At 49.7% G+C, this 17,957-nt stretch carries 17 protein-coding genes and 1 pseudogene; 7 read left to right on the top strand and 11 right to left on the bottom strand.

Annotated elements, in window-relative coordinates:
* The 6 genes from ACEW8P_RS11085 to ACEW8P_RS11060 form a co-directional block, all read right to left on the bottom strand.
* Positions 1-620, bottom strand: a 620-nt coding sequence (locus ACEW8P_RS11085; RefSeq protein WP_373513145.1) for a hemerythrin, incomplete at its 3' end; no start/stop codon positions are given.
* A gap of 139 nt (positions 621-759) precedes the next feature.
* Positions 760-1,296: a YceI family protein gene (locus tag ACEW8P_RS11080; protein ID WP_373513144.1), complete on the bottom strand. Its 537-nt coding sequence runs from the start codon at positions 1,294-1,296 to the stop codon at positions 760-762.
* 19 nt (positions 1,297-1,315) lie between these two features.
* Positions 1,316-2,212 (bottom strand): DUF5777 family beta-barrel protein, encoded by an 897-nt coding sequence (locus ACEW8P_RS11075; RefSeq protein ID WP_373513143.1) that lies wholly within the window; start codon positions 2,210-2,212, stop codon positions 1,316-1,318.
* A 20-nt stretch (positions 2,213-2,232) separates the two neighbouring features.
* Complete coding sequence (locus tag ACEW8P_RS11070; RefSeq protein WP_373513142.1) at positions 2,233-2,742, bottom strand: ubiquinol-cytochrome c reductase iron-sulfur subunit; 510 nt, start codon at positions 2,740-2,742, stop codon at positions 2,233-2,235.
* Between the two features lie 187 nt (positions 2,743-2,929).
* On the bottom strand, positions 2,930-4,480 hold the full coding sequence (locus ACEW8P_RS11065; protein ID WP_373513141.1) for a hypothetical protein: 1,551 nt from the start codon (positions 4,478-4,480) through the stop codon (positions 2,930-2,932).
* Positions 4,461-5,033, bottom strand: coding sequence for an RNA polymerase sigma factor (locus tag ACEW8P_RS11060; protein ID WP_373513140.1), 573 nt, complete (start codon positions 5,031-5,033; stop codon positions 4,461-4,463). The genes ACEW8P_RS11065 and ACEW8P_RS11060 overlap by 20 nt, the downstream gene beginning before the upstream one ends.
* A 395-nt stretch (positions 5,034-5,428) precedes the next feature.
* Here ACEW8P_RS11060 and ACEW8P_RS11055 point away from each other — a divergent pair, with 395 nt between their 5' ends.
* Positions 5,429-6,220 carry an alkaline phosphatase gene (locus ACEW8P_RS11055; RefSeq protein ID WP_373513139.1) on the top strand — a complete coding sequence of 264 codons (792 nt, stop codon included), beginning with the start codon at positions 5,429-5,431 and terminating at the stop codon, positions 6,218-6,220.
* 82 nt (positions 6,221-6,302) lie between these two features.
* Here ACEW8P_RS11055 and ACEW8P_RS11050 read toward each other — a convergent pair whose 3' ends face one another.
* The 5 genes from ACEW8P_RS11050 to ACEW8P_RS11030 all read right to left on the bottom strand — a co-directional run bounded on the left by ACEW8P_RS11050 (position 6,303) and on the right by ACEW8P_RS11030 (position 10,745).
* Entirely contained in the window at positions 6,303-7,211 is a 909-nt protein-coding gene (locus ACEW8P_RS11050; protein ID WP_373513138.1) for a prohibitin family protein, read from the bottom strand.
* Between the two features lie 155 nt (positions 7,212-7,366).
* Positions 7,367-8,146, bottom strand: coding sequence for a TIGR00266 family protein (locus ACEW8P_RS11045; protein ID WP_373513137.1), 780 nt, complete (start codon positions 8,144-8,146; stop codon positions 7,367-7,369).
* Positions 8,147-8,290: 144 nt separating this feature from the next.
* Complete coding sequence (locus tag ACEW8P_RS11040) at positions 8,291-8,536, bottom strand: hypothetical protein (protein WP_373513146.1); 246 nt, start codon at positions 8,534-8,536, stop codon at positions 8,291-8,293.
* Positions 8,537-8,801: 265 nt separating this feature from the next.
* Positions 8,802-10,331: a glutamate--tRNA ligase gene (gltX, locus tag ACEW8P_RS11035; RefSeq protein WP_373513136.1), complete on the bottom strand. Its 1,530-nt coding sequence runs from the start codon at positions 10,329-10,331 to the stop codon at positions 8,802-8,804.
* A gap of 45 nt (positions 10,332-10,376) precedes the next feature.
* Positions 10,377-10,745 carry a Rid family detoxifying hydrolase gene (locus tag ACEW8P_RS11030; RefSeq protein WP_373513135.1) on the bottom strand — a complete coding sequence of 123 codons (369 nt, stop codon included), beginning with the start codon at positions 10,743-10,745 and terminating at the stop codon, positions 10,377-10,379.
* A 105-nt stretch (positions 10,746-10,850) separates the two neighbouring features.
* On the opposite strand from ACEW8P_RS11030, the gene ACEW8P_RS11025 reads away from it, so the two are divergent.
* The 6 genes and pseudogenes from ACEW8P_RS11025 to ACEW8P_RS11000 all read left to right on the top strand — a co-directional run.
* Positions 10,851-11,447 (top strand): TIGR04282 family arsenosugar biosynthesis glycosyltransferase, encoded by a 597-nt coding sequence (locus ACEW8P_RS11025; protein ID WP_373513134.1) that lies wholly within the window; start codon positions 10,851-10,853, stop codon positions 11,445-11,447.
* A 240-nt stretch (positions 11,448-11,687) separates the two neighbouring features.
* Positions 11,688-12,152, top strand: coding sequence for an SRPBCC domain-containing protein (locus ACEW8P_RS11020; RefSeq protein WP_373513133.1), 465 nt, complete (start codon positions 11,688-11,690; stop codon positions 12,150-12,152).
* Positions 12,153-12,383: 231 nt separating this feature from the next.
* Positions 12,384-13,895, top strand: coding sequence for a hypothetical protein (locus ACEW8P_RS11015; protein ID WP_373513132.1), 1,512 nt, complete (start codon positions 12,384-12,386; stop codon positions 13,893-13,895).
* A gap of 6 nt (positions 13,896-13,901) precedes the next feature.
* Positions 13,902-14,363, top strand: coding sequence for a hypothetical protein (locus ACEW8P_RS11010; protein ID WP_373513131.1), 462 nt, complete (start codon positions 13,902-13,904; stop codon positions 14,361-14,363).
* Between the two features lie 104 nt (positions 14,364-14,467).
* Positions 14,468-15,973 (top strand): hypothetical protein, encoded by a 1,506-nt coding sequence (locus ACEW8P_RS11005; protein WP_373513130.1) that lies wholly within the window; start codon positions 14,468-14,470, stop codon positions 15,971-15,973.
* Between the two features lie 4 nt (positions 15,974-15,977).
* Positions 15,978-17,957 (top strand): annotated as a pseudogene (locus ACEW8P_RS11000) (hypothetical protein); the annotation flags it as partial.

The following is a 17,957-nucleotide window of genomic DNA, read 5'->3' as shown; positions in this document are numbered from 1 at the left end:
GCGTGCTTGCGGAGTTCCAGTTCAAATAGTTCGACCTGGTTGAGGAATACACGGTAAGGCAGCGGGGTAGTTTCGTACTCGGAGTAGCGCTTGATGATAGTACTTACTTCCTTCAACTCATCTTCGATGGAGTCGTGATGGTCGGTAAATTGGGCGATAGACGCCGTGGCGAGCAGATTGGCAACTTCTTCTTCGGCCAGTTCGCCCTGCGCCGCCTTCACGAGGCGTTTGATGTAGGGGAAAAACTCCCGCTCCTCCATCTTGACGTGTTCAATCAGGTCGTTTTTGTAGTCGTTGAAGAAAAAGCAAAGCTCGGCCAGCAGTTCGTGCGTCTTGCCGTAGCGGCTAAAAATGTGAAGCAACGACTGCTCGATTTCGGGAAGTTTTTTAGTAAGGTAGTAGCGGTGCGTCGCTTGTAGGTACGCCAGGATTTCGCCGATGGAAAATTTCCTGATTTTTTGGTAGGGGAAATCGCGGTCATCGTCGTAGAGATCGAAAATCAATTCCAGCAGTTCGCTGTCCATTGCCCCCGAACTAGCCTCGGCGGTGTCCAGCCGTTCCGTTACCGATTGATGCAACAGGCTGCCATTGATAAGTTCGTCAAGCGGGTTTGGTTTCATGGCTATGCTTCTTTTCTTCTAAAAACTAGCCTAAAATTACCCTCTTTCTTACAACTTGTCAAGCATATGTTTCCTCTATCTGATAAGCTCCCTTTTTCTTGAAGTAAAAGCAAACCTGTCTCTTTCCCGCCTCACATCCTTACTTCTTGTAAGGCACCAAGTCATAATTAGCCCGCACTTCAATAACCTGAGCAATTTTCACGAAAACTATCTTGGGTACTTCAATTTTGTGATCGACCAAGGCTACGTCGAATTTTGCGTCGACGCTAACTCTTTCATTTTGCACTGATAATGTGCCATTTAGTTTTCGGGGTTGGCTGACGCCGTGTACTGTGAAAGTACCCGAAGCAGACAACTGATAACTACCGTTTTTTGAAAAATCCACGGGCTGATCCAGCTTCCCTTTGAAGGTAGCTTTGGGGTACTTTTCCGACTCCATGTAGTTTTCATTAAAATGCTCTTCCATAAGCTCGTTGGGAAAGTCGAAGTCACGCATGCTCATCAGTACAGCCATCTCTCCCGTGGCCGTGTTGAGCAGCACCTGCGTTTTTTTATTAACAGCATTGATGTCTTCGGCGGGCGTGCTGGAATGGAAGGAAGTCTGGCCGGAAGTGGTAGCGTAGAGTTTGCTCTGCGCTAAGATTTCCGATGACGGAAAAATTATCGACAGGGCCAAAAAGCATATTTTGAAGTGGTCAGTTAACAACAGGATTTTTCTTTTTGTTGAAACTAAATGTCCGTGAGATATTGAATCCGTAGTGAATGTCGCCCTGATCCCAAGCCCCCGATGTTTCGCCGATGAACTGCTTCTCGATCATCCCGAGTGAATTGGTAAAGTGCAGCTGAAAAACGTGGCCGCCCGTTTCGATGTCCACGCCCACAGCGAGGGAGTTGTGGTAAGGCAGGTCGTCGTTTCTCTCACGGAATGCGTAAAAGTACTCCGCGTTGATAGATACCCGGCGACTCACTTTCAGCCTTCCGCCCACGCCTAGGGCCAAGAGCAAGCGTTCGTCTCCGACGAGTTCCGGCTTGTTTCGGTAGAGGTAGGTAGGGGAAAGCTGCAATGAAAGGTTCTCGTTAATTTTACGAGCAACAAGCACCTGCCCGGTGTAAGTTAGTTTATCTTGGAAACTGAATGTCTCGCCCGGCACGAACGATTTTTGGGTGCGGATAACTGTGCTTCCGAACAGCGTTACAGATACGGGTATGCGTCCGGGGGTTTGACGCAGCAGCTTGTACTTTCCGAAAAAATCGTAGGCTTTCTGCTCTCCGCTGCGGCCCACGCCGATCATTAGGTCGTCCGTCAGGCCATATTCGAAGCCCAACCGCATTACGGCCTGGTCAAGCCCAAAGAGTTCGTAAGCCCCCGAGTTCAGCCGCCCGAAGCGGTGTGAAATGCGAAAATCGAGATGGTTGCGCTTGACAGTCTCGACTGATTGCCCGTTGATGATCCGCGTGGATTTGAAAGTTGCTGCCACGGGGACGGTTTGTTGCGTCCCGGCCTGTTTTTCCAACTCACCCAGCAAGTCGTCCTGCGCCACTGAAGCCAGCGGGATAATGAGCAAACAGAAAAGCAGGCGGAGAGGGGGCATAGGCGACAGCATCTGGGCTTTTAGGCTTTCACATTCAGCGAGTTCCCGTCGGCGCTCAACGTGGTCTTGAACACGGTGAGCGGGGAAGCTGCCGGGCCTTTCTGCACTGTACCATCGAGCTTGAATTGGGAGCCGTGGTTGGGACACAAAATATCGTTACTGGCCGATCGGTAGTTGACGGTGGTTCCCTGGTGCGTGCAAGCCTTCGACAGAGCGACGTATTTTTTGTTGGCTGTAGCAATCACGATGGTATCACCAAATATATCGAACTCACCTTCCTTTTTGAGGTCTTTCGCCTTATAGGCATTTAAGTCAATATTAAAATTTATACCGCTGCCCATAGTGGTACCCGTCACGGCAGCCGTACCGCCAGGGGTCGTAGGCGTCGCCGGGGCGGGGTCGTCGTCCTTGGTGCTACACGAGCTCAGCGTGGTTCCCATGCAGTAAAAAGCCATCAGCGCCGAGGTACTCAGCCCCAGACTACGCAAAAACTCTCCTCGGTTCACAGTGTTCTTTTCCTTCGTTTCCATAGTTTGGATGGTTTTCTGATGAAAATAAGCTAAACGGATGCCCAACTGAAACCAATGTCGATACATCATTTATTTTTCAAATATAAATAAAGTTGTTTCAATTCTTCGCTTTTACTCAAAAATAAGACAACTTATATTTGAGATGGGAGACTTATCCGCTGAGTGGGTATTATCCGGAGTTCAGCCGCTATCGAATCGATTTCTTGAAGACGGGCGTGTAACGAGCTGAGAACCAAATTCCAGCCGAAAAAAGGTTAACTTTTCCCCAGCCGACGCCTCGCAGCGGCACTTTGAGATAAGGCTCGGCTACGACCGAAAGCCGACGGGTCAGGCGGTGTTCGTAACCTACCGAAACATTGGCGTGACTCAGAAAATACCAGCCCGTTCCTTTGGCCATTTCCTTTGGCGCACGTCGCCCGGAACTATAACTAGGGTAGTTGTACGTATATTTTTCGCTCTGCATCTTGTACGACGATACGCCTGCGCCCACGAACCACCGCGCCTTTTGCCGGGAGCTGAGGTTATAGCCAAAATCGTAGCGCAGATTTACGGGGAGTTCAAATACCCGGCAATCGCCATATATGCTGGCTGGCATCGGATCATTACCCCACTCTTCGGAACCGTTATAGTCATCAAACTGAGCGTTGTAATTTTTCAGGCTGCGGATGACGCCGGTCTGTAAAGACCAATTGTCATTGAGATTGAAATCCACCAACAGCGAGGCCGACGGACCGGGGCGCATAGTGGTCATCATTTCCGACATCCGCACCGTGCTAAGGTCGGGTGCAATACCAATCCTGACCGACCAGAGGGGTACATCGTTGACAGCTTTTTCAGGAGTAGCGGTATCGCTGCTTTCGGTTTCTCTGTAAGCAATGGTGGGAAAAGAAGGAGCATCCCTCCGGAGCATTTCCCTGGCGGACAATTTACTCAGAGTGAGCCACTCGTTCCGTAGCGAAATATCTTCTTGCTTTTCCTGGAATGAACTTACCGGGTTATTGGAGGAATTGGATTGCCGGGACTTGGACTCCATTTCTACGGATTCATTCTCTACTTTGGAAGCAGGCGATTCTTCAATAATTAGAGTGGACTCGTTACCCAAACCGCCGTTACCTTCTCTCGACTTTAGCGAGGGTACTCTTTTGGATAAAAGAATTGCCCCATCACCCCTTTCCCGGTTGGGGTCAGTTGGCTTGCGCACTCCGCTTACGCTCGCCGGGTTCCGGGGCAATTCTTTTATTTCTTCACTAGCAATCGGTCTCCTTGAAGACGCCGCTTTATATACCTTTCTATTAGGCTTCCGAATTCGGTTCTTTTCTCCTTTTGCACTAAGATTTTCTGCACCAGAGTTACTGAGTTCCGGAGCGAAAGTCTGTGTATCATGATCGTTCTGAGCCAAATCGGGCAAAATCTTTGTTTGGGTACTTGTTTCTGTCTCCGTAGCAGCTCGGCCCGACAAAGGTTTTTCGGAAGCCGACAAGATTTTTTCCGTTTTAACAAATGCCGACTCACTTTCCCCTGCTCCGTAATAGTAGGCTCCTGCTCCCCCGAGCAAAAGCAGCAGCACACCCACCAGCCAGGGGGCCGCGCTTTTCAGCCAGCCGCCGCCTGTTACGCCATCGGCCTCGTCGAGGCGGCGGCGCAGGTCGTTCCAGTCGCTGGCTTCGTACCTGGGTTCAAACTCTTCGGCTGATTTACGGAAGAGTTCGTCCAGTTCTTTATCGGACAACTCTTTCATATTCTTCCATACTTTTATTAGCTAACATTTCTCTCAATTTTCCCCGCGCCCGCGACAGGTTTGACTTCGACGCCCCTACCGAAATACCCAGTTCCTCGGCAATTTCCTCGTGGGTATAGCCATCCAGGATCGCTAGGCTAAACACCGTGCGGTAGGCGGGCGGCAGCTGCTGCACTAGTTCGAGCAATTCCTGGTGGGCCATTCTGCTTACAGCCGTTTCGTTGACTGCCACCACATTTTCCGCAGAGCGGATATCTTCATAGACTTGGTGCTTGGCCTCGCGGCGATACTGATCCAGAGCCGTGTTAATCATTACGCGTCCCATCCACGTTTTGAAAGGACGCTTTTTATCGAAGGTTTCCAGTTTGGTGAATACCTTGAAAAATCCATCGTTTAATATTTCTTTCGCCTCATCCTGACTACGCGCGTACCTCATACACAGCTTCATAGCGTAGCCATAAAATTGCTTGTAGAGCAATTCCTGGCTACGACGGTTACCCTGCAAGCAGCCGTCGAGCAGTTCAAGTATAGCGGCGGAGTTATGCTCGGACATGCTTTGGGTCTTTAAAGTGATACGCGCAAACAGAGATGAGAGTTGCTTGCATCATTAAATCGTTCATAATTGGAACTGATATCTGGCATCGGTACCTCTCCTCTACTGATTTCCCTAATTTAGCAACATCAAACGTATAAACCGACATCTAACTTAATGAAGTTGTTTAAAGTTATTTTAGATTAGCTTAGATAGCTCACAATTAGCCAGTTAGTTATCTCCACCTGAATCAAAGAGTTTCGGTGTCCAAAAATATTTTACTAAACTGAGTCAAAAGACTGAAACACAAGTCTATTGTTTATCAAATACTTAAAAACTTTAAACAGCTTCAATATTTAATTCCGGAACGTTAGTGTTCTTTTGATCGTTGTTTTTCGCCAAAACTGTTTTCTGATATGATCCTTCTCAAAAAATCGACACCTGCGCATCGCTTCCTTCTGCTTGTCTTGCTGTCTTGCAACTTTGTTTATGCGACAAATGCCCAACCCACGATCTATACCACTGCCAATGCACATTCTCACAACGATTACGAACAAGAACGTCCCTTCCAGGCAGCCTATCAATTGGGTTTCGGCTCCGTCGAGGCAGATGTATTTCTGCAGGATGGCGAACTCTACGTCGCACACAACAAAGACGACATAAAGCCCGAACGCACGCTGAAAGCACTATACCTGGAACCAATTTTGCAGAAGATTAGCGAAAATAAGGGCTGGCCTTACGCTGGGCATCGCGAAATTCAATGGCTGATCGACATCAAAAATACTGGCCCCGCTACGCTGAGCGCACTGCAAAAAATGCTGGAGCCTCACCGCAAAGAGCTGCGGCACGTCCGTATCGTCGTCAGTGGCGAAATGCCCCCGCCCGAGGAAATGTTCGCTCAAGACAAGCTCTTTACCTTTGATGGGCGCAAGGAGTTGGTCTATCCAAAAATTACCTCCTCTTACGTGGTGCTGGTGAGTAGTAGTATGCTCAGTTTTGGAAAATATTGGGACGGCAAGCAGCCGCTGAATCCGGAAATTCGTCAGCGCATTGCGACCTTTGTCGAACTACAGCACGCCCAAAAGAAACTCGTGCGCTTGTGGGCGACGCCCAATACCGATCTTGGTTACCAAACCCTGAAAGAATTGGGCGTAGACTACATTGGCACGGATGATTTGGCGGGATTAGCAGCGTTTTTAGGAAAGTGATGCGAACATGATCGCTAAGAGACAAGGCACAAAAAAAGGAGCTTAACCCATGTTACGCTCCTTTTTTTGTACAGGTTTCATTCTACTTATCGCTCAGGATAAACGGTACGCTCCCCTTACCGCCACCCATGATGACGATCTTAGAATTGGGCGATTGGGCGAGTTCTTTCTGGGCGTTAATCATCTCGTACTGCAACTGACGGTCTGTCAGACTGCTGGCGATGATGGTCTGGTAATCGGAGATGCCCTTAGCCTCCACGCGCTTACGCTCAGCCTCTTGCTTCTCTTTTTGGAGAACGAATTCCATTTTTTGGGCATCCTGCTCAGCGTTGATCTTCGACTCGATAGTCTTCTTGACCGACTCGGGTAAGTTGATGTTACGAATCAGGAGTTGTTCCAAAATAAGGCCTCGATCTTTGAAATCTTTAGCGATGGTTTTGTAGATCCGGTCCTGAAACTCGTCACGTTTTTTAGAATAAAGCGAAACGGCATCGTAATAAACCGCGTTGTCACGGATGCGAGTCCGGGTCACAGGCCGCACGATTTTGTCCTTATAGTCCCGGCCGATTTGCTTGTAGATGACTGGTGCCTCACTGGGCACGATTTTGTACAAAACCGTGAGGTCGATGACCACTTCCAATCCGTCGGCGGATAGTACCCGGATAGCGTCGTCGCCTAACTGTTCGCCTTCGGCAGACATAGCCGACATGGTATAATTCTGGGTCTTGGTGTCGAAAACGGCGACATCCACCAATGGATTGACAAAATTCAGACCGTTCTCCAACACGTTGGAGCCGACTTTACCGAACAGCGATTGCACACCCACGGTGCCAGCGTCAATCTGCCGGATGCTGGCGGTAAGCGCGCCAACCAGCGCAATGACGATGCCAGCGATTTTGACGGGCCGCGAATACTGCGAAACGGGCATCGAAGGCGTATTGATAGCAAAGCCCGCCACCAAAAGGAGCAGGCCGATGACAATAAAAAACATGATGATAGTAGGTTAATTAAAAAGATAAGAAGCGGAAGCCTACGCTAGGGAAGACTTCCGCTCGGCAAACAAATGCATCCGTAATTTACGAAAAAAAACGGACTTCTCTGGGGAATTATGGGACGTACGTCAGTATCGGGAGATAAAAGGTTTTTTTATCCTTCAAACAAATCTCCTAAGCCGCCCAACACGGAGCCGCTCTCCTTCTTCGCGTTGCCACCACGCGGCGATAGGCGGTCGATAAGTTTCGAGATCGGCATAGACTGCAAGTACACTTTTCCGGTGCCACGTAACGTAGCCAGGAACATTCCCTCGCCGCCGAAGACCATAGATTTTAGTCCCCCCGCCCGCTGAAGATCGAAGCTAACGCTAGGTTCGAAGCCAACGACGCAACCCGTGTCCACGCGCAGCATTTCATTGTTGAGCTGCCGCTCCATCATGACACCACCCGCGTGGACGAACGCCATGCCGTCGCCGCGCAATTTTTGTAAAATGAAGCCTTCACCGCCGAACAGTCCCGAGCCAATGCGCTGATTAAAGTGAATTTTCATGCTCGTTCCCAGTGCGGCGCACAAGAAGCCATCCTTTTGCACGATAAGCTCGTTGCCAGGAATTTTGCTCAGGTCAATGGGCATAATCGTACCGGGATAAGGAGCAGCAAAAGCAACTTTCCGCTTGCCAACGCCCCGGTTGGTAAAGTGCGTCATGAAAAGTGATTCACCGGTAATGAGCCGCGTGCCAGCTTGGAATATCTTGCCCATGATGCTCTGATTCGCCTCGGAGCCATCGCCCATTTTGGTTTCGAATTGAAGGCCGTCTTCCATGTAGAGCATGGCCCCGGCTTCGGCGATCACTGTTTCATTGGGGTCAAGCTCGACCTCCACTACCTGGATGTCCTCGCCAATGATCTTGTAGTCTATTTCGTGTGAAGTCATTTCGTTACGTTTAAGGGATTAGCGAAAATGGGTTTTTGTTTAATCGTTGAACTGTTTAATTGTGTAGTTGATGTTGAATTGTAGAAAGTGGTTGAAGAGTTCAAACAATTCCACGATTACACGATTCAACAATTACACAACCTTTCATTCTTCCTCCTCCGAAGATTTTCGCTTCTTCTTGCGGGTTTTCCTTCCCGGAATGTCCTCGCGGTCACGGAGTTTTTTGTCATCCACGTTTTTATTCAGGAATTCGTTGACGCGGTCCATGTCGAAGCTCGTGGTGATTTCGCCGAAGGAATTGATTTGGATGTCGAAGCCTTCCAGGTCTTTATGAACGCGGGGCTTTTCGACTTCCGGCGCATTGGGGTCAGGTTGTTTTTTCTTAGCCATGAATACTCGAAGGATAAAAGGCAACCCCAGCGGGGGATAAAAGGCAACCCCAGCGGGGTCAACCGTTGATAGCAATATTGCCAATTTTGGCGTCGTACACCCCGCAGGGGTCGGCTTTACATAATAATTTACCTATCAATAGTAGTGTGCCGACAGTCCACCACAGCCACTAATGTAAAGAAGCTTGCCGAAAATGGCAAGTTTCTTCGAGTGAGCGGTGCGTTCGGGCCATTTACTGGCGGGTTTGACTGCTTGGAAGGTGGACTCACAAAACCGCCACCGCCCGCCGTAAGCGGCGCATTACCTCTTCTTTTCCTAAAATCTCCATCGTTACCATCAGGTCTGGCCCGGTGCCTGAACCCGTCACAGCTAACCGCAAAGCCTGCATGATTTTCCCCATTTTTATCCCAATGGTTTCCATGGTTTCGGCCAGAATGTGCTTGATATTATCGGCTCCGAACTCGCCATCGTACGTATCTAGGGTATCGGCGAGGGCAGCGATACCACGCTGCGCGTCTTCATTCCACTTTTTGCCAACAATATCCTGATCGTAGCTTTCAGGAGCAGAGAAAAGAAAGGCTGATTCGTCCACGATCTCACGGACAAAATGGACGCGGTCTTTCAGCAAATGGACGATTTGAATGGCCTGCTCGTCGGAAATTTCGATTCCCTTATTAGCAAAAAGCGGTTGCACCTGCGCGGCCATCGTGCGGTCGTCTTTGTCTTTCAGGTACTGCTGGTTGAACCACATTGCTTTCTGAATATCGAACTTCGCTCCCGACTTATGAACGCGCTCGAAACTAAATGCCTCGATGAGTTCTTCCATCGAGAAAATCTCCTGCTCGGTTCCCGCATTCCAGCCCAACAGCGCCAAGAAGTTGGCCGTGGCTTCGGGGTAGTAGCCTTCTTCACGGAAGCCTTTGGCGACTTCGCCCGTCTTGGGGTCAGTCCATTGCAGCGGGAAAATCGGGAAGCCCCCCAGGTCGGCGTCGCGCTTAGAGAGTTTGCCGTTGCCGTCGGGTTTGAGCAGTAAGGGCAAGTGCGCGAATTGCGGCATCGTTGCCTCCCAACCCAAGTACCGATACAGCAGCACATGCATCGGAGCCGAAGGTAGCCACTCCTCACCGCGGATTACGTGCGTAATACCCATCAGGTGGTCGTCCACGATATTGGCCAGATGATAAGTCGGCATCCCGTCGGATTTAAGAAGTACTTTATCGTCGATCTGCGACGAATGCACCACTACCCAGCCGCGGATGAGGTCGTTGAAACGGATGTCGTCCTTGGGCTGTATCTGCATACGGATCACATACGGCTCGCCACTTTCCAGCCGCTTCTTGGTTTCGCCGATCGGCAGCGTCAGCGAATTGGTCATCTGCAACCGCGTGATGGCGTTGTACTGCGCGGCGGGTACTTTGGCTTCTTCCAGCCGCTTGCGCATGGCATCCAGCTCCTCGGGCGTATCGAAAGCGTAATAAGCCTTGCCCTCAAAAACCAACTTCTCGGCGTAATCACGGTACATCTCCTTTCGCTCCGACTGTCGGTAAGGCGCGTGAGGCCCGCCGACGTTGGGGCCCTCGTCGATGGATATTCCTAGCCACGCCAGCGCTTCCAAAATGTAGTTTTCCGCCCCCGGCACGTAACGCGCCTGATCGGTGTCCTCAATGCGTAGCAGCATCTGACCGCCCGTCTGCCGGGCAAAAAGGTAATTATAAAGCGCCGTGCGCACACCACCCGCATGTAAGGGGCCGGTCGGACTAGGCGCAAATCGTACGCGTACTGATTTATCAGTCATTCAAATACAGGTTATTATCTGTTGAAGAATAGTGAAGCCAATAGCTTACGATACGGCGATCACCGAAATCTCCACGTTTACATCCTTCGGCAATTTTGCCACCTGCACGGTTTCGCGGGCGGGCGGCTCGTTCTCGAAGTACGATCCATATACTTCATTAACCATTGTGAAGGTGTCCATGTTTTTTAAGAAAATGCTGGATTTGACGATATGGGCGTAGGTTAGTCCGGCAGCAGCAAGGATATGGCCGATATTTTCCATGACTTGCTTGGCTTCGGTCTTAACATCGCCGACTTGCGATTCTTCAAAAGCGATTTGGCCTGAAACATAAAGCGTGTCGTTGACCATGACGGCCTGGCTATAAGGCCCGATGGGCGCGGGGGCTTTTTCGGAAAATATGATCTTTTTGGGCATGAGGTTCGTTGTACGTTTCGATTTATATGACTGTCTTCTACTACGCTCAGAATGACATAGGCAATTGTCATTCTGAGCGTAGCCGAAGAACAAAACTACCAAATTATGCCACGACCCGCCCTGATTATTTTTGTAAAAAACCCCGTTGAAGGCAATGTTAAGACCCGCATTGCGAAGACCGTCGGCCATCCCAGAGCCGTCGAGATATACCGCGAATTGCTGGAATACACTCACCAAACCGCCGAGACCCTGCCCAACGAGAACTACACCAAGACGGTCTATTACGGCGATCACATCAACGACGACGACCTATGGAATGGCTGGCATAAGGCACTGCAGCCCCAGAATGGCAACCTCGGTGACCGCATGAAGCAGGCCTTCCGTGAGCAGTTTGCGCAGGGAGCCGACCGCGTCGTCATCATCGGCAGCGATTGCCTGGATTTGACACCGCAGCATTTGCAGGAAGCATTTACTCAACTTCTTTTATACGACGTGGTACTAGGCCCTTCGACCGACGGCGGTTATTATCTACTGGGCATGAATCTTTTATACGAGGAAATTTTTGACGATATGCCCTGGAGCCAGCCTGAACTCCTGGAAAAAACTAAGCAAATTCTGGCAAAAAATGATGCCAGCTATACTTTGTTGGAGCCCCTCACCGACATTGACGAGTGGAAGGACTATTTAAACGCAAAGCGTTAGAACTTCCTTATTTTCAAAATAAAATATCTTCTAGTCAGGTAGTTAAAACTTTATTCTCGTTTCGAGGTTTTCCATCATCTGCTGATACTAGTTTACAAAATCACTATATATTTTGATTGTATTATATAATTGTGGTAATTCGGCCTTTGATATAATACAAATACAATACTCCGTACTCCGCTTTCCAACATATTCCCACCATCATTAATTACTCAACTAAGCAAAAATTACAACTACCCAATGTTAACGCAGCTATTGATGAAAAGGAAAACCATCGAAAAAGCGATTCAAATCGACGCTTCCAGGAAAAAGATATGGGAAGTACTCACCGATGACTCATTCACACCGCGCTGGTATGGCGAGTTTAGTTTGGGTGCCCGGCCCGAAACTACCTGGGAGGAAGGCAGCAAAGTACTTTTTACCGACCTAAGCGGCGGCGGCCTCGTAGGCGAGGTGATTGTGAACCAACCGCACCTCATGCTTTCGGTCGAGTACCAGGGTTTGGTTTTTGCCGGGGAAGAGGATTATACGAGCGAAGACGCCATGAGCGTCAAGGGTTGCGAGGAGACGTACATGATCACCGATAGAGAAGATCAAACCGAACTTAGCGTGCGGGTTGGTACCGTGGAGGACTCTTTCGATTCCATGAACTCAGCCTGGGAGCGGGCTTTGGGGAAAATCAAGCTGTTAGCGGAGGAGGTATAGATTTAGGAATTTTCTCAAAAAAAAGCCTGACTGCGTTGTGGTCAGGCTTTTCTTGTCCGTAGCCAGTAGGATTTTAGACGCATTAGAATAACCCGGCATCCAAAACGTTTCAAGTAAAGTTCAGAATCCGGCTTTGCGCTGCGCCAGTCATCCGTGGTATTAGCGTTCTGGACAAATAATTTACCCGAAAGCCATATCATCATCCTATATTAGGGGCAAAAATTGATGTAAATGAAGAAAACACCCCTCGCGTTTTTACTAAATATTTCCCTTCTGGCTTTGGCCCTTGTGTTGCAAAGCTGTCCAGATCCAAGCTACGATTTCGATGCTTTTCAAGAACAGACCCTGGATTTTGGCAAGAATGACCAACGCATTGACCAACAAGAATACGAAACCTTGGTAGTCGGTATCGGAAGTTCGGACGACCGGCGTTTTCAGATGTTCAGAAATGAAAGCGGCGAAGTAGAGCACGCTAAGGTGGCTGCCTACCTGAAAAAGTACCTCGACACCGAAGGAACGAACATCGCTCTGGCCGACATCTGGCAACCGGGTTTGGGTACTTTGACGGCAAGTAGTTTCAACGTGAGTATTTTTCTGGAAAACTCGGCCAGCATGGATGGGTACGTCGATGCTAATTCCACGTCTTTTAAAGCAGCAATGAACGACCTGCTGACCAACCTTGCGAGCTTTGCAGCAACGGACAGCCTGAATCTCAACTATATCAATTCTTCCATCATTTCCTTAAAAGTCGCTGCGTCCGAAAATGACGTCGCTGATTTTAATAAAAATCTGAACCGCACCAACTTCAAAACTCAGGGCGGCAAGCGGGGTAGTTCGGACATCGGCGGAATCCTGAGCCAAATCCTTAATCAACAGAAATCGGACGAACTCTCGGTACTTGTTTCTGATTTCGTCTTTTCGCCCGGCGGCAAAGACGCGGTAAGGTACCTGGAAGGACAACGTTCCCAAATTCGTAGTGAATTCGTAGCCGCACGACGGAACAATCCTGATTTGTCAGTCGCCATTCTGCAAGGTCAGGCGGAGTTTGAAGGTACTTACTACGACCGCAACGACAAACCCCACGCCCGACTTGCCGCCGAGCGGCCATACTACGTATGGTTGATCGGTACGGCTGCACAAATACAAAGCGTCCTGGACGCCAAAATTTTGGCCCAAACCCGAGATGGTTTTACCAACAAATTGGTGATCCAGTCCGCGAGCGAAGCCGTGCAGCCTCCTTTCAAAATCCTTTATAGTCCCAAAATCGGTAGTTTTGATGCCAAATCACTAGTGAAAGGCGTAATCACGGACGCGCAAGCGGCCCGCGACGACCGTAACAGGGGTATTTTCGAGTTCAGTTTGGCCGTAAATTTTGCGAAAGGAATGCAGGATAACAGCTATTTTCTGGACAGCACAAATTACAAAATCAGCGACGCACAATACAGCCTGAAAGCCAAGCCCATCGCCGATCGGAACGACGTATCGCTCAACAGCTTCACCCACGTACTTACGCTGAGAACTACGGACTTAAAAGAGGAGGAACTAGTTATTGATGTCATTGGCAAAGTACCTAGCTGGGTGTACTCCACCAGTTCAGAAGATGATACTAAAATAGAAACCGACGCGAACGAAACCAGTAAAACCTTTGGGTTCAGTTATTTAGTAGAAGGCGTGAGTGATGCCTTTTACCCAAGATCAAAGATGAACCCGCTTTATACAATCCCCCTCACAATCAAAAAATAAGACCTTATGCAAGAAGTATTTGCCAAGCTGTACGAGTGGTTCGGCCTGATTCCGTTCTACTCCAAGGACATGGGTGACCACCTGCGCGGCTTCGACGTGACCTGCACCGATTTTATCGCCACGCCTTGGTACAGCTACATCGGCTGGATTATGATCGTGACTACCGCCCTCACTTTTGCCCTGCAATACTACATCGTTGACAGTTCGCGCTACAACAAAGCCCGGCACTGGTGGTTTTTCGCCCTTGGCCTGGTGCTGCTGAATTTCCTAATTGCCTTCGCCATCCCCTACAACGATATTCAAGACGGAAATTTTTGCAACCAATTGAAATTGAACGTCTCGGACTGCGTCGGCTTTGGATTTTCTAATGCGCTTTGGAGTTTGATTCTGTTAGTTGTCATCAGCAGCATTTCGATATTCAGGTCAGGAAGTACCAACTGTCGGCACACGACTTTCTGGAAACCGTAAAATAGATATGAGATATGAGATGTGAATTATGAGAGTCTTCGCCAGAGTTGCACTCATACATTCTTATCTCATATCTCATAATTCATGTCTCATAATTAAAAAACATGGCTCGCTTATTTGTATTTGCCATCGGCGGCACCGGTTCCAGGGTTTTAAAGTCCCTGACGATGCTATTGGCCGCTGGTGTCAAGCCAAATTCTCCAACGGAATTTGAAATCGTCCCAATTATCATCGACCCGCACAAGTCTAATGAGGATTTGAAACGAACCGCGCGGATGCTGGAAAACTACCAGACTATCGCCGAGCGGGCGGGATCAGACAACGGCTTTTTCGGGACGCGCATCACGACTCTCGACAAGCTAGTGACGTCGCAAAACCGTCTTTCGGGTAGTTTTACCTTCAACTTGCAGGAGGTTGCCAATACCCAATTCAAGGATTACATCGACTTCGCGCAACTCAGCGAACCCAACCGAGCGCTGGCCGATATTCTTTTTTCGGGAAAGTCGATCAATAAGCGCGATGAGGAGGTGAATCTGCTGGATGTGGAAATGGACATCGGTTTTGTGGGAAACCCCAATATCGGTAGCGTGGTGCTAAATCAGTTCAAGGATTCGGAGGAATTCAAGGAAGTGGCGTCCAATTTCAACGCCGACGACCGAATTTTCATCATCAGTTCCATTTTCGGCGGTACGGGCGCGGCGGGTTTCCCGACGATCCTGAAAAATATCCGCGACGCGATGAATAACCGCAACATCGACGGCAAGGGATTTCTGCAAAACGCCAAGATTGGGGCCATTACGGTAATGCCGTATTTCAACATCGAAAAAGATCCCAACAGTCCGATCCAAAAGTCAGATTTTATTGCCAAGACTAAGGCCGCGCTTTATTACTATAAGGACAATGTGACAGGTAACAATTCGGTAAACGCGCTGTACTACGTTAACGACGATTACAGCGGCAAACCCTATAAAAACGACGCGGGCAACGAAGGCCAGAAAAACGACGCGCACTTTATCGAGATGGTATCGGCGCTGGCGGTAATCGACTTTTTGGAAATGCCCGACCGCGATTTGGTATCGGCGGGCGGCAAGGCAGTGAAGCCAATATATAAGGAATTTGGCATGAAGAACGATTCGCCGGATTTCAAATTTTCGGATTTTGAGGATGCCACCGAACGAAAAATCAGTCTCCGGTTGTCGCAATTAGCACTTTTCCGCAAGTACCTGAACGAACGCCTCAGCGAATCCATCGAAAAACAGGCGTGGAGTAACGACGCGCCCGCCATCGACCGCGCTTTTCTGAGCGATTCGTTTTATCGTACTAACCTATCGGAATTTATGAAGTCGTTCGGCGATTGGCTGAAAGAAATGTCAAGCAATCGGCGCGGCTTTTCGCCTTTCAACCTCAACTCGACGATAGATTCGTTGGTGGTAGATAAGGAAGTAAAGTCGGGTTGGCTATCCAAGAAAGTGGATTTCTCCTATTATGACGATGGCCTCAGCAGCCAATCCAAGGGCAAAACATTCCCTTCGGCGGAGCAGAAAATGATCAAGCTTTTCTTTGACACCACGGAAGAAATGCTGACCGAGAAATTCGGATTTAAAAAATAAACCTATGAGCAAAATATTCGGCCACACCAATCGCGGCGGCAAGGATTGGTTCTCTTCCGACGCCTACTCCGACAAGGAAATCGAGTCCATCAAAGATCCCGAAGGCGGAAGCGGCGAGACACTCTCGCCCGCCATTCCGAGTCCGTTCGCGCGGATTGACTTGGCAAAAACTGCCTTCCGCAACATCAATAAAACGGCCGAACTGAAAGCCTCGAACAGCAACGGCAACGTGCTGGCGGGCCGCACGGACGAAAAGTTGGTGTCGGACACGCTGGATCTGGCCGAAATGCTTTTTAACAGCGATGGCCTGCGGGAGAACTTGCGCATCATCGTTTGGGATAAGGATGCCGAAATCGCGAAAATGAAAGCTTCGTCCGACGCGCATCGCCGCCTGGCCGAGACGCTGGAGCTGTACCTGCAGCAGGACAAGGAATCTTATAATTTCGACCTTTTGCGGCGGCTATACATCCTGGAATTCAACCACAAAATTATCGGTTGCACCTCCCCCGCCACGCTGTTTTTCCCGACGGCCAACGACCTCGCGCACGCCCAAATCAAGCTGACGAAAAACGACGTTCTGTTTGATCACAACTACGTGCCGCTTTACGAGCGCGAGGTAGATTTTCAGAAGTACATTCACCACCTGTTTCGGGCCAATCCGCTGCTGGCCAGTCGCATGAAAGTCATGAGTGATTATCTCGACAAGAATTTGACGATTCTTGACAAGAAAAACCACGCGCTTTACGAGGAAATCAACAAGCTGAAGCCCGCCGATTTTGCGATCAACTACTCCGAACTAGATTCTGGGAAGGCGGGCGACATTATTGAGGTACTTGGGGTACCGCTGCGCAAGCGTAAGAAAGAAGATATTCTGGGGTCGATTGGAGAAAGTGATTTCCGCATTAACGCCACCAAAACGCTGACAGGGGCGACGCCGCTGGTACTGCAAAACAATTTCAACAAGCGGCTGCGGTACGTCAATGACAATTGGGATCATACCGTAGAAGTACCCTACTCCGACGAGGCGGCTTTGGAAAAAAGAAGCTTGCCCGGCGCGCGGATTCAGTACCCGTACCTGACGGTCAGCGACTTTCTGGAACCGTATTTGATTCGGTTGGTCTATCCAATCAATAAAGAAAAGTTCTTCGACGGCAACGTGAACGCCGAAGTCGGCGACGACTCAAAGGGCTTTCTACTGCCGTTGAAAAAGCAATTTTTCGACTACTTCACGCCTAACGATTTGCTGGGCGGCGGGCCGGGCAAACCCAGCATCGAAATGACGCAGGGCGTAGCGGGTTCGGTGCGGGTCACGCTGCGGATTCCGATTATGAAGGAGGGCGAGTCCATTGCCTTTGAGCGGACGTACTACCAGTCGCTTGAACACCAGATTACAAAGCCAGAGGAAGAAGCCAACAAGGGTGTAGTTGTGGAGCAACAGGTCGGTCTGACGCTATTTCCTTTTGTTAAAACCAACCTGCCGGACATCGCCTCACCTTACCGCGTGCAGGTGATAGATCGTAACGTGGCGGGCGTGTTTAAGAATTCGGACTACGCGCTGCAATTTTTCAACCAACGTGCCAACGAACCGATTCCGATCGTCAATGAGGAAACGACTGGTTCCGGCAAGCCGCGCAAGCGCACCCGCAAGCAGGCCGCCGACGCCACCACGCAATACTACGTGCTGGACAAGGAGTTCGATTACATCTACGTGCAGGATACCGGACAAACCGATATGGGCGGCGTGGTCATCCCGAAATGGCCGCATTTCCAGAACGGCAACACCGTTTTCACCTTCGCGCTGGACTTTGGCACCACCAACACGCACATCGAGTACAAGGCGGGCGCGTCGGCGCCCAAAGCTTTCGACATCACGGTGGAAGACATGCAGATTGCCACGCTGTACGACTCGGCCAAAACCAGCGAGGACTTCGGCGGCTCCGGCGCAATTGCCATCCGCGAGTTTGTGGATTACGAATTTTTGCCA

The organism is Persicitalea sp. (genome assembly GCF_041751555.1).
GTDB lineage: Bacteria > Bacteroidota > Bacteroidia > Cytophagales > Spirosomataceae > Persicitalea.
This window is presented reverse-complemented; position numbering and strand designations above follow the sequence as displayed.